The 13344-nt window shown below is 34.5% G+C and carries 5 protein-coding genes and 1 tRNA gene; 2 read left to right on the top strand and 4 right to left on the bottom strand.

Annotation, left to right across the window (positions count from 1 at the left end; translation table 11 throughout):
* Positions 1-693: 693 nt before the first annotated feature.
* Positions 694-1605, bottom strand: coding sequence for a beta-carotene hydroxylase (crtR, locus tag F6K23_RS18375; protein ID WP_293158500.1), 912 nt, complete (start codon positions 1603-1605; stop codon positions 694-696).
* A gap of 629 nt (positions 1606-2234) precedes the next feature.
* On the opposite strand from crtR, the gene pyk reads away from it, so the two are divergent.
* Positions 2235-3998, top strand: a complete 1764-nt coding sequence (gene pyk / locus F6K23_RS18370; protein WP_293158498.1) for a pyruvate kinase — start codon at positions 2235-2237, stop codon at positions 3996-3998.
* Positions 3999-5706: 1708 nt separating this feature from the next.
* Here pyk and F6K23_RS18365 read toward each other — a convergent pair.
* The 3 genes from F6K23_RS18365 to F6K23_RS18355 form a co-directional block, all read right to left on the bottom strand.
* The gene (locus tag F6K23_RS18365) at positions 5707-6954 is read right to left on the bottom strand and encodes a DnaJ domain-containing protein (RefSeq protein WP_293158496.1); all 1248 of its coding nucleotides are present in this window, start codon (positions 6952-6954) and stop codon (positions 5707-5709) included.
* A 1328-nt stretch (positions 6955-8282) separates the two neighbouring features.
* A tRNA-Gln gene (locus F6K23_RS18360) sits at positions 8283-8354 on the bottom strand.
* Between the two features lie 394 nt (positions 8355-8748).
* Positions 8749-11955, bottom strand: a complete 3207-nt coding sequence (locus tag F6K23_RS18355) for a PAS domain S-box protein (protein ID WP_293158494.1) — start codon at positions 11953-11955, stop codon at positions 8749-8751.
* 1063 nt (positions 11956-13018) lie between these two features.
* Here F6K23_RS18355 and F6K23_RS18350 point away from each other — a divergent pair.
* Positions 13019-13330, top strand: coding sequence for a PleD family two-component system response regulator (locus F6K23_RS18350; protein ID WP_293158492.1), 312 nt, complete (start codon positions 13019-13021; stop codon positions 13328-13330).
* Positions 13331-13344: the final 14 nt, after the last annotated feature.

Below are 13344 nucleotides of genomic sequence, written 5' to 3'. Positions count from 1 at the left end.
ACTTTTCCAAACAAATAACCACTAAGGATGCCACCAAGCTCCAGTTTTTACTTCCACAATATAGGATCAGCTAAATAGCAAAAATCTGAATGTTGCTACTATTCTATGTAATCTAATTAGAGCGCTATTTTTAATCACAGATATAGCAAAAACACCTGAAAATATTAACCAAATTCTTGCTTCAATATAATTATTTTTTGTATAGACTATTTCTAATATTTTCGCTTGTTCAGAAAGCAATTTATTTTCCAGTATCAACCATAATCCTATAAAGATTTCAGCCAAGAAAATTAATCAAACATATAACCTAATAATTAAATTTTTATTCATATATGTTTCCTAGAAAAATAGAATAATTTTATCAAAGTCAAAATTATTCTTCTAGTAGCTGAATGCCGAGCAAAAAATTGGTAGTGTTATGGAATCCTTCTTAAATATGTATTTAAAAAATTATCTAGTTCAGTGTCAAATTTTTCTTTATTCTTGATGATTGGCTTCCATAAATATCGGTATTTGGAAGCCATCAATACAGAAAACTAATTGAGACTAATGAAACAAAAAAAATTTCTGGCGTTCAAAAAAATTATCTGCGACTAGAACAAAGGAAAGAAATATCGGAAAAATTAATCATAGTAACTAACAAAAATATTATTTGATTAGCTCAAAAAATTATTGATGAGACTCAAATTTTTCTCATGTTAATTTCCCCTTTTCCTGGGGTTGAGAATGCTGGTGCTTATGAAACCTAATTCCTAAAAAAACATCATACAGAAAGCTCCAAAAATTTTTTCCTTGCAATAATCCTAAAGATTGAGGAGAACCCTTAACATCTAATAACGGCTTCATAACTTCATAAGCAGGCTTGTAATTATACCAAGGTATAGAAGGCCATAAATGATGAATTAAATGATAATTCTGTCCACAAATCAGAATATTGAGAAAACCACTTGGATAAACTCTAGCATTGTGCCAGCGATCGCGTTCCTGAAAAGGACGATGAGGTAAATAATCAAAAAATAACCCTAGAGCTAAACCAACAACTAAAGCAGGAGAAAACCAATAATTTAAAATATAATCCAGAAACCCAAAATATATGGACACACCTATCATTGTGAACACTACTAAACGGCTAAAAAACCATTCCCATAGTTCAAATTTCCGCCAAAGTCGTCTTTTAAAAAAGAAGATTTCATGGTAGAAGAAGCGGGCTGCAATTAGCCATAGGGGGCCACCAGTGGAAACAAAATGATCTGGGTCATTTTCTGGGTCGTTAACGTGGGCATGATGCTGTAGATGTACTCTTGTAAATACTGGGAAAGCAAAACCTAACATCAAGGCGCTGCCGTGACCTAAAATAGCATTAACTAAGCGATTCTTATGGGCTGAATTATGGGAAGCATCATGAATTACTGTTCCTGCCATGTGTAAGGCTAGAACATTCATCAAGAAGCAGCACCAGCCAGGAAAGTGCCAGTACCAGTAACCGCAGGTTGAGGAAATTATTATTCCTATAGCACTCAAAAACATGAGTAAGTTAGTATTTAAGCCTTCAGATGGGCTTAGTAACTCTCTTGGGACTGTCGTTTGCAGCCCTGCCTCCAACATTTTGATTTGCACTCCTCTATATTAATTTAGACTTTTTTTATTACAATACGATATAGGCAAAATTTTGTAAAGATATATGAAATTATATTAATATAAAGAAGATAATTATAATTTTGGTTAGGGGAGAAATTAGACTTGTCGCTTTATAACTTAAAAAATCCCCAAAAACCTTGTTCTGTAAGAATTGTAGCTATTGGAAAGCAAAAATGCTTGGAATTATTGCTCTGTCTAGGTTAGAGTGATTTTTTCTCTTTATTTAGCGACAACTCTATTAAATAAAGTTAATAATGATCCCTATAATTTAGACCCCGATCCTAAAACTTAAATTAGAAAAAATACGGATTGTTGTTAACTAAATAATTTTAAGAGTAAAAAGTAATTATTAATAATTGGATTGACATCCTTTGAGTATGGTAGTCTAAGATATCAATCTTGCCCACTAGCATAGTCATAAATGAATTAGGCACTATTGTAACTTTGTCCAAGAGTTAATCAACTTTCTTTAATTATTAAATAAATATAATTTGTTTTTTCAACACCATATATATAGTAATAACGTATCAGAAATAATTAAAAATTAAACATACAACCTTGAAGCTATTACTATTTACTATTAAAACTTTGAAATTATGCAACTGCAAAATGGCTTACGCCGAACTAAAATTGTAGCAACTATTGGTCCAGCAACTACTAAGCCTGATGTACTTCGGGAGTTGATCAAAGCTGGTGCAACAACCCTGCGACTTAATTTTTCTCATGGAACCCATGAAGATCACCAACGCAGTATTCGATTAATTAGACAAACTTCTTTTGAACTAAATCAACCTGTAGCCATCTTGCAAGACCTTCAGGGACCAAAAATTAGATTAGGAAAATTTGAAAATGGTTCAATATCTCTAGAACGGGGTGATCCATTTATTTTGACCAGTAACTTGATGCCTGGAACTCAAGAAATGTCTTCTGTAACTTATGAACTTCTAGCAGATGAAGTGCCAGAAGGAGCAAAAATTCTCCTTGATGATGGCAAAGTAGAAATGTTAGTGGAAAAAGTAGATAAAGCAGAGAAGCAATTACATTGTCGGGTTGTAGTGGGTGGTACTCTTTCTAATAATAAAGGTGTAAATTTTCCTGGGGTTTATCTATCAATTAAAGCACTGACAGACAAAGACCGAAAAGATTTAATGTTTGGTCTTGACCAAGGAGTAGACTGGGTAGCATTAAGTTTTGTGCGTAACCCCCAGGATGTTTTAGAGATTAAACAATTAATTGCTAATGCGGGAAAAAAGGTTCCTGTGGTGGCAAAAATTGAAAAACACGAAGCGATCGAACAAATGGAAGAAATTTTGGCTTTGTGTAATGGGGTAATGGTTGCTCGTGGTGACTTAGGTGTGGAGTTGCCAGCAGAAGAGGTGCCACTTTTGCAAAAGCGACTGATATCAACATCTAACCGAATGGGAATTCCGGTAATTACTGCTACTCAAATGTTAGATAGTATGGCGAATAACCCCCGTGCTACTCGTGCTGAAATTTCTGATGTGGCAAATGCAATTATCGATGGTACGGATGCAGTAATGTTATCTAATGAGACAGCAGTAGGTAATTATCCTGTGGAAGCGGTGGCAACAATGGCAACGATCGCCAAACGCATTGAGCAGGAAATTATCACTTGCAACGTTTCTAGTATGAATGATACAGGTCATTCAATTCCTAATGCAATTAGCCAAGCTGTGGGTCAAATTGCCGAAAATATAGATGCTGCAGCTATTATGACTCTGACTAAGACAGGTGCAACAGCACGAAATGTTTCTAAGTTTCGACCAAAAACTCCTATCTTGGCAGTGACTCCTCATGTAGATGTTGCTAGACAGTTACAACTGGTTTGGGGAATAAAGCCATTATTGGTGTTAGACTTAGCTTCTGCGGGTCAGACTTTTCAATCTGCAATCAGTGTTGCTCAGGAGAAGGAGTTATTATTTGATGGAGATTTAGTGGTAATGACTGCGGGTACAATTCAAGGTGTGGCAGGTTCAACCGACTTGGTTAAGGTTGAGGTGGTGACTGCAGTGTTAGGTCAAGGTACTGGTATTGGTCAGGGATATGCTAGTGGTCGCGCTCGTGTTGCTCATAGTGCAAAAGAAGTCCGAGATTTTAACCCTGGAGAAATTTTGGTGGTTAATCACACAGATGCTGAGTTTGTGGAGGTAATGCAAAAAGCGGCAGGAGTTGTGACGGAGGAGGATAGTATTACCAGTCATGCGGCAATTATTGGTTTACGTTTGGGGTTGCCAGTTATTGTGGGGGTGAAGAATGCTACGAGTGTGATTCGCGATGGCACGATTTTGACTTTGGATGCTCAGAGAGGTACGGTATATTCAGGAGCTACTCGGAGATAGTTGATCTTATAGCTGAATGAATAGTCATCAGCTAATATCATGTCCGGTTGAACAGTTATAAATAAACGATGGAGGAGTCAGGAGTCAGGAGGACCGAGTCAGGAGTTAGGAGGAAATAAAGAAGAAAAAAGAGAAAGTTTTTTTTATCACTAATTATCCGGACATGATATAAGACGAATTTTAAATTTGGTGGTGGTCTGTCGTAATGGTAGTGTATTGTAATTATTTTTGTTACCAGACACGGTAGTGGGGGTATCTTGTTCCCTCGTGGGCAGGATGCTAACATGAGGTATTATTTGTTCTACTATGCAGAACTACTTTAAATTTTACCGAAAAATTCAGGTATAAAGCTTCTCCATTCATGGAGAAAAAAGCGGTCGTTTGCTTCGCAACGCTGACGCGAAACGCGACAGCGGAACGGAGTTCTATCTTCAAAGCGAACCGTAGGGTGGGATGGCTCCGAAACCTGCGCCATATCCATGAGACCAAGAGAAGAAAAAAAATCCTTTTAACCAATCCTCTTATTTATAAGAAGAGGTAATTCGCGATTCTTGAAATTGATTTTCCTTCCTACAACCTGAGCGATCGCCTTCCAAACTATACTATCTTTAGTTGAATAAAAAGTCATGTACATAGACGAGCAACCCCACTTTAGTATTATTGTATCACAATTTGGTGGAAGATGGAACCTTATATCCTTTGACGCGCCGATTTTTTTATGAGCTTTATAAAATGAAAATATGGGCGATTTTCCACCCTAGTGCAGAATGGCGGAAATAACTGACCAGTTACAAAATCCTAAAAGCCTTACCAATCAATACTTCTGACTTCTGACTTCTGACTTCTGACTTCTGACTTCTGACTTCTGACTTCTGACTTCTGACTTCTGACTTCTGACTTCCGCGTAGCGGCACTAGGAAGGATAGATGGAAAGATTTGATGAGGAAAAAACTAACCGTTTAGGGCAAGCTATACAAGATGAAAAGATTTTTGGTACTGTTTCTGGGAAAAAATCCTCAATCTTTGATTGTCTCTAATCTTTGATTGTCTCTTGGTAATGAAGTTTAGTTGAATAAAAAGTCATGCGTATAGACGAACAACTCCATCTAAATATTATTCTATCACAATTTGGGGGAGGATGGAACCTTATATACTTTGACGCGCCGACTTTTTTGAGCTTCATAAAATGACAATATGGAAGATTTTCCACCCTAGGAAGGATAGATGGAAAGATTTGATGAGGAAAAAACTAACCCTTTAGGGGAAGCTATACAACATGAAAAGATTTTTGGTACTGTTTCTGGGAAAAAATCCTCAATCTTTGATTGTCTCTTGGTAATGAAGTTTAGTTGAATAAAAAGTCATGCGTATAGACGAACAACTCCATTTAAATATTATTCTATCACAATTTGGGGGAGGATGGAACCTTATATCCTTTGACGCGCCGATTTTTTTATAAGCTTCATAAAATGAAAATATGGGCGATTTTCCACCCTAGGAAGGATAGACGAAAAGATTTAATGATGGGAAAAATCTAATTCTAATCTTAAAAGCAGGGGAGTAAGGGAGCATTTTTCAATCTTTTTCCTGCCAAAAAAAGCCTCTACTCTATTCTATTCCCGACTCGTAACTCAAAAATTTCATTGCAGACAAAGATACCATAAGGGTTCTATAATTCTCCTGACTCCTGAGGACTGACTCCTACCCTTTAATTAATTAAAGCAAATGGCAACCCAGTAAGAAGAAACATAATAGGTAGTGTTATAGCTGATTTTTCTTCAGAAATATTAGAAATTTTTTGGCAACCACTATACATAGTTAAAATTGTATAACACAAAGCAAAAATAGCTAAAATAATACTAATTACCCAATTATTTAAAACCCCACTGACTAGCACCATCAAACCTAGAGGTAATAGTGATGCACCTGCTATAAATAAATCTCCTGTTAAACTACCATCAGCTTTGAACATAAGTCTGGCAAAACCACTTGTAACTGTCAAATTGACAAAGGGAATTATACCGATAATTATTAATAATAATAATTCTGTATGATTTGCTTTATCTAATCTCTGTAAAATTAGACTCATTCCTGCTACAAAGCAAATTTCAAATATTATGCCAAATAAAACTGCAACGTTAAATGCTCTTTTTTGTTCTAACTGAGTAAAAGCTGGTAATAAACCTCCTATGGGATTAGGAAGAAAAATCTTTACTGCTATCCAAGCATCCTGAATAGTTGTCTGAAATATTTCTAGTATTTCTAACCATGAAAAATGGTGTAAATTTTTAATAGCTTCTAGCGCTCTTTGAGAATTAGCTTTATCTCCTTGGTCTGCAAAAAGTTGAGCAGCTTTTCTGAAATCAATTATTGCCAGACGATGTTCTTTCAGCTCTAGATAAACTAAACCACGTTGATAATAAACGTGAGCAAAATAGGGATTTATTTCTAATGCTTTGCTATAGTCTTCCATACCAGCCTGAATGTATCTTAATTTCATACGACATAGACCCCGATAATAATAAACTTCTACTAAGTTTGGGTCTAAAAATAATGCCTTTGTATAATCAAGATCGGCGCTCCGGTAATCTTGCAGTTTATAACTAGCAAATCCTCTGTGATACAAAACTTCTGCCCAATTAGGATTTATTTCTAGTGCTTTTGTGTAATCTGCTATTGCTCCTTGATAATCTCCAAGCTGACTTTTTCCAACTCCTTGTTTATATAGTTCTTTAGCTTCCCCTACCCTTTGATCGTATTGCGATCGCTTCAATGGATCAGAAAGAATTTCATACATTAAGTTGATTTCTTTGAATTTTTCTGCTGCATTTATATCCCCTGGATTTACATCAGGATGATACTGACGTGCTAGGCTATGATAAGCTTTTTTAATCTGTTCTGTGGAAGCATTTTTTGATACTCCTAGAACTTCATAATAGTTACACTCTTTTTCCATCTAACCCTAGTTTCCCAAAGCACTATTTTAGGCAATTATTGCTGATTATATCATAAAGTATTTCAATGTTTATTGGAAACCAGATATTTATCAATTTGCAAGAATTTATATATTGAATTTTTAACTTTATATCGATGGATGAGTATTAATATCAAATTCGATTGAATACTTATTATATAGTTGGGAGAGATAGGGAGATGGGGAGGTAGTCCGATTTAATATTTAAGTGTGGATATAATTATAAACATATACTGTATAACCGGATTCTATAATAACAACAAATATTAAAGTCTGTATAGAAAAATTTCTCAAATTTTGAAAAATGGTCAAAGTAATCAGGAAGAGAAAAAATACTGTATCTAATTAATATAATAACTTGTATATCTACTACTCAGATATATTGTCTATTTACTGTTCCTTCTCTAGCAAGTTTCAGTTGAATTTGAACATTTATCGAATTAGATGCTTATAGACATTTAGAGCAAATAAAAATGCTGAATAGATTGAATGTTAAAGCCGTTTTTCATTTAATGAAATACATAATTTTAGAGCAATAGGGAATAGGGATGAAGATTAAACTAGATATCTGGTGGAAACTAAGTTTTTTGCCCAGGCATTACCAGGGTTTGAGATTAATTATCACCAGAAGTCTACTGTACATTACTATTTTAAAAAGTGGTTTAATATGAATTTCAGCAGACTCAAACAAATAAATAGCCTTTAAAGTACCTTTATCTCTTGAATAGAAACTAGTTTTTGCCAAATCTTAAAAACCTTAAAAAAAGCTAAGTAGAGAATAAATGAAAAACTAAAGACTGTCAATTCATTTATCAGTTATCAGTTAGCCTATTTACAGAGGAAATGCAGGCTTCAGTACCTCCTGCGGGAAACTTTGAAGATGCAGAGTTTTCTTTTTTCTCCCCTTAAAAGGCTATCCATTACCCACATTTTTTCTTAACATAAAACTTGACAAAATAGATAAGTTATGTATAAAAAATTGATAGACTTTTTCTGGAGAAAAGCGTATTGAAAAATACATTTTTTTGAGAACTGTAGACAGAATTCTTACTCCCCACACTCCCCACAAAGTTTTCAGGAGTTCCGTATAAGGGGGGAGCTTGATACCTGATTTTTTGATCAGAAATTTACATCCGAAGATTTTGTTGTTTAGTACAAACAAGGCTATAGATAAAGCAAAAAAACTTGATCTTGAGATATAGAACTAAAATTCTATTTTATACATAAAAAAAAGTAAATATAGTCCAAGTTTAGTCATATTATATAGAGACAACTATTCACTTTAATTATTTTTAATTATCATTTTCTTACTGGGGCGGAAGGATTCGAACCTCCGAATGGCTGGACCAAAACCAGCTGCCTTACCGCTTGGCGACGCCCCAATTCGTCAACAGTTAATATAATAGCATTTATATCCAGGGATTTGTCAAGGATTTTTTTGAATAATCTTGAAATTTTGAATTTTGAGGATTTATGGACTTTAATCGGATAATTAGTTAAATATAGCAGTGGAAGGAAAAGGCGCGGACATATCAAAAGCTTAAAACTCAGAGAACGCAAGATTTTTCCTTCTCTCCTAGATAACTAAAACCTTCTTCCTTCTGCTATGTAAGAGCTTATTCATCAACTTAGCTGAAACTCTGTAATATCAGCTAGCTCTCTGGCATTTTAGGATCTACTGAACTATAATTTCCAAAACCTAAGTATAGCAAAGAATTTAGCTTCTTAATATTTACTATATAAATCAGATATAAAAGACATAGAGATTGAAAGTGTTTAAATTATTGATTCAAGGACTCTAGGTGCTTTAATAGGGATCTGAATGATAAATTCTGTCCCTTCTGCTGGTTGTGAAGTGCATTTCAAGATACCAGAATGTTTGTCCACTATGATTTGATAGCTAATAGAAAGGCCAAGACCTGTTCCTTTACCTACTGGCTTAGTGGTGAAAAATGGATCAAAAACTTGATTAATTATTTTTTCTGTCATTCCTGGGCCATTATCTTTAATAGATATGACAGCATATTTCAGATTAGCTGTGGATAGATGTTGATTTTCATTTGAATTATTTACTGTTTCTACTGACTCAGAGTTCATCTGGGTAGTAATTTTAATTTTTCTTGGTTTTGGTTGACCTTCGAGGGCATCAATTGCATTATTAATAATATTCAGAAATACTTGATTTAGTTGCCCTGGGTAACACTCTAATTTAGGTAATTTACCATACTCTTTAATAATTTCAATTCCAGAATCTTTTCCGCTTGATTTAATCCGGTGATCTAAAATTAATAAGGTGCTATCAATACCTTCATGGATATCTACTATTTTCTTGTCTGATTCGTCATGACGGGAAAAGTTTCTTAAAGATATGACAATTTGACGGATACGTTCGGTTCCCATTTCCATTGAAGATAGAATTTTTGGTAAGTCTTCGATTAAAAATTCTAAGTCTATATCTTCAGCCTTATCTTGAATTTCTGGTATAGGATCTGGATAATACTTTTGATAAATGTTTAATAATTCAAGAATATTGTTGATATAATTTTCAACATAAGTAAGATTGCCATGAATAAAGTTCACAGGATTATTAATTTCATGGGCTAAACCTGCCACCATTTGACCTAGAGATGACATTTTTTCTTGCTGAATTAACTGAGCTTCTTTTTGTTGTAAACTCTGTAAGGCATCACTGAGATAGTGAGCTTGGGTTTGAGCAGCTAAAGCAGCAGCACGGGTTTGAGCATAAAGTTCGGCCTGGTCAATGGCGATCGCTAGTTGGTCTACTACTGCTTGCAATAATTCTACTTCACTATCCCTCCAAGGTCGAGGACTACTATATTGGTTACAAATAACTCCCCCTTGTTGACCAGAAAGAGTTTGTAATGGGAGCAATAATGTAGATTTCACTGCCAATTTTTGCAGATATGTCTGTATTGGTTCAAGATGAGGTTTATTGATTGTTTCAATATTATCAAATCGTATAATCTCACGATTACGAATTTTATCTGATAAAATTTTTACCTGTTCTGTAGGATAATCTGGGGTATGAACTGATATTTCTGGGTTAGAATCTTCATGGGTAACGGCAATGCTAGTGATTTGATTGGGTAAACACCAAATGAATAAACATTGGTCAATTTGTAGAAGATTTCTAATTTCTGCAACTGCTGTTCCCAATATCTTATCAAGGTCGAGGGAATCTCTGATTTGACTAGCGAGGCGAAATAGTAAAGCTTCTCGGTTGTTTAATAGTTGTTCTTGGGTGATAATTTTATCAATAGTAGTAGCGATCGCATTAGCTATCCAATTGAGCACATCTCTAGCTGACTCGGCAAGAACTTGACTGCTCCATATACACATTACCCCAACAACTCGATTATCGGAAGTCAGGAGGGTAAAATCATTTGTGAGGATTTGTTGTTCGTTGTCATACTTAATTTCAGAATTTAGACTGTCAGAAGGTAAGAGACTCTTAGGAGTCAGTAGTCTTTGTCTATATTCGATGTCTAATTCTAAATTGTTACCAGATAATGCTTGTAGGTCTAGTTGACTGGTTTGAGTGTTAAGAGTCCATATACCCGAGCAAATCACATCTAGTTCTGTAATGATCGCTTGGGTACAACGTTGAAGGATATCGCTCAGAGAACCACCTTCTCCCATAGCAACTCCCACTTCAGCTTCTAGAGCTGATAAATGCGATCTTTCTATTAAAGCTGCTTCTATACGTTTACGCTCTGTGATGTCTCGTGAAACTGCAACTAATTCTATTACTTTACCTGTCTGTGGGTCGTTAATTTTTTGACAAGTAGTTTCAAACCAAATATAATGCCCTTTTTTGTGGCGTAGTCGATGAGTGAAGGTATTGCTTTCTAGATGTTTTAGGTTGTTGAGTTCATATAATTTTTTGTCTTCTGGGTGGAATAAGTCATCGTAAAGACAACACCCCACTAACTCTTTTGGTTCGTATCCCAGGAGATCGCGACTAGCAGGAGAGGCGAACAAAAATATACCTTCTATAGTTTGCCTAGAAATGAGGTCAGTAGAATGATTGGTTAAGAGTCGATAACGTGCTTCACTTTCTCGGAGTGCTTCTTCCCCTTGTTTTTTTTGAGTGATATCTGTTTGGATACCAATAAAGTTTGTCAGACGACCATCGTTGTCTCTGACTGGAGATATTGCTAATTCGTTCCAAAAGGTAGTACCATCTTTGCGGTAATTTTTTAAGGCGACTAAGCAATTGGTTTCTAACTTAAGTGCTTGGCGAATTTGAGATACTGCTGTAGGATCGGTGTCAGCACCTTGTAAAAATCTACAGTTTTTTCCTAATATTTCTTGACGAGAGTAGCCTGTAATTTTTTCAAAGGTTGGGTTACAGTAAATAATAGGGTTATCAGGTTGAGTATTATCAGAAATTACTATGCCATTATTGCTGGCAGCGATCGCTCTTTCTAGCAGATGTAGTGTTTTTTTATCTTGATTTTCGTCAACTTTTTCTTGTGATTCGATAAATTTTCCACTAAAGTTATACAGTTTATATTGTAGTTTGACTTGGGTACTGATATGAATACTTAGTTTTTCTAATAATTTTTGACATTTATTTGTTATAGTTCTCGATACATAATCCATTACTGACAAAATACCGATTTGTTTGCCATTAATATTAATCGGAATTCCGGCATAAAATCTAATTTTAGTTTCTGATATTACTAAGCTATGATGTGCTGTCCTTTGATCGGCTAGTGTATCAGATATAATTAATTGTTTTGTTTCTTTCTCCTGTAGAGTGCCTAGAATAAGTTTCACAAAGTCTAGATAGTCATTTTTTTTCTGATGAATACCTATTTGAGATTTTAACCATATATAGTTAGAATCTATAAAGCTAATGAATGCAATTGGAGCCTCAGCAATGTGTGCTGCTAACTCTACTGTTTCTTCAAAGGAAGTTTCAAGAGCTAATAAATGGTATAGTGATTTTACTTCCATTTTCTTGACCTTATTTGTTTGATTTTTTATTCTTATAATTCGTAATTTTGTAACGACCTATTACTTTCTTTATCGTATAGTTTTGAATATATTAGCAACTTTAAAAATCATTAAATCACATTGATTTATGATAGAAGTATAACATCAACCAACAGTTTTTGACTACAAACTTATCTAATCATTGATTTGGCGTTGTACAGTTACTACCTATTAACAAGCTACGATTATTACTCAGCAATTAGTGAGCAATACTTTGCTCTAATTTGAATGTAATAAAGTCTGGGTTGAAATTTATTTTCAAACTATAAGCTACTGATTATTATTTTTAGGCAATTTTGTAGGAAATACTGACTGTTGTTGGCTAATAATACTAAATCCGGTTTATAGAACCCATTTGATAGCTATATAATTATGGTAGCCAAGTCTTTTCGCGCATCAATGAGTGAGGAAAAATCTGAAAAGGAGTGTTGAATTTTTTGTATTATTTCTCCCCACATCTTCCCTCTTCCCTCTTCCCTCCTGTCTCCTGTCTCCTGTCTCCTGTCTCCTAGCTAAAAAAATTTAATATTTATGAAGATACGCTTAGGGGTTCTATAGAGTACCCTTTTGTGTCGATAAGGATATGGGGTATAAAGCAGATCAGGAGAGAACTAGAGAATATTTTTAAAAGTGCCTTTTGATAACCGGATTTGCTATAACTTCGTAAGTAGGTGAGCATCAATAAACGCAATATTAGAGGGCGGATTTTGAGAACTAGATCGTTCTTACATCAAGACTTTCGGTTAAACCCACCCCCTACAATTTTTTTAACGTTTAATTAGACCTACCTACTTAGGAAATACTATTTAAAATAAAATAGATTACTTTATCTTTTTCTCAATCAGCAGTAAATGTAAGTAATAATAGAGTTGTTGGGAATCAAGCTAAAAAAATGGCTAAAACCCTTATTAGTCAACGTTTATAGTGTTTTTAACCCTCCAATCCTGAAAATCTTATATAGTAAGCTTTTGAGGCTTTTGAATTTTTATTTCCCAACAACTCTAATATATCTGGAACTGAAAATATGAAAAAAACAATTTTAGCAGTAGATTATAGTACTATTATGCATCAGATTTTCAAACAAGCTTTGAGTCAAGAATATCGGGTATTAGTAGTTGATAATGCTATAGATGCTTTGTCAATGATTTACCATGAGCAGGTGAAAGTTATTTTGCTAGATATTTTAATGCCTGGTATAGATGGTTTAGAACTTTGTCGGACAATACCTAGTATTCCTCAATTTCAAAATCTACCAACTATGATGTTAACAGCAACAGATAGTTATTTTGATAAAGTTCAAGGACATTTAATATCAAATCCGTTGGCTTCGGAGTGATATAATTCTGTTGA

Origin of the sequence: Okeania sp. SIO2C9 (assembly GCF_010672455.1) — a bacterium.
Taxonomy (GTDB): domain Bacteria; phylum Cyanobacteriota; class Cyanobacteriia; order Cyanobacteriales; family Microcoleaceae; genus Okeania.
The sequence above is the reverse complement of the archived record's forward strand: the minus strand, read 5'-3'. Positions and strand labels throughout refer to the sequence as shown.

Bases quoted from the DNA above. Each gene is read 5' to 3' on its own strand.
- crtR (WP_293158500.1), bottom strand. From the start codon at position 1,605: ATGTTGGAGGCAGGGCTGCAAACGACAGTCCCAAGAGAGTTACTAAGC.
- pyk (WP_293158498.1), top strand. From the start codon at position 2,235: ATGCAACTGCAAAATGGCTTACGCCGAACTAAAATTGTAGCAACTATT.
- F6K23_RS18365 (WP_293158496.1), bottom strand. From the start codon at position 6,954: ATGGAAAAAGAGTGTAACTATTATGAAGTTCTAGGAGTATCAAAAAAT.
- F6K23_RS18355 (WP_293158494.1), bottom strand. From the start codon at position 11,955: ATGGAAGTAAAATCACTATACCATTTATTAGCTCTTGAAACTTCCTTT.
- F6K23_RS18350 (WP_293158492.1), top strand. From the start codon at position 13,019: ATGAAAAAAACAATTTTAGCAGTAGATTATAGTACTATTATGCATCAG.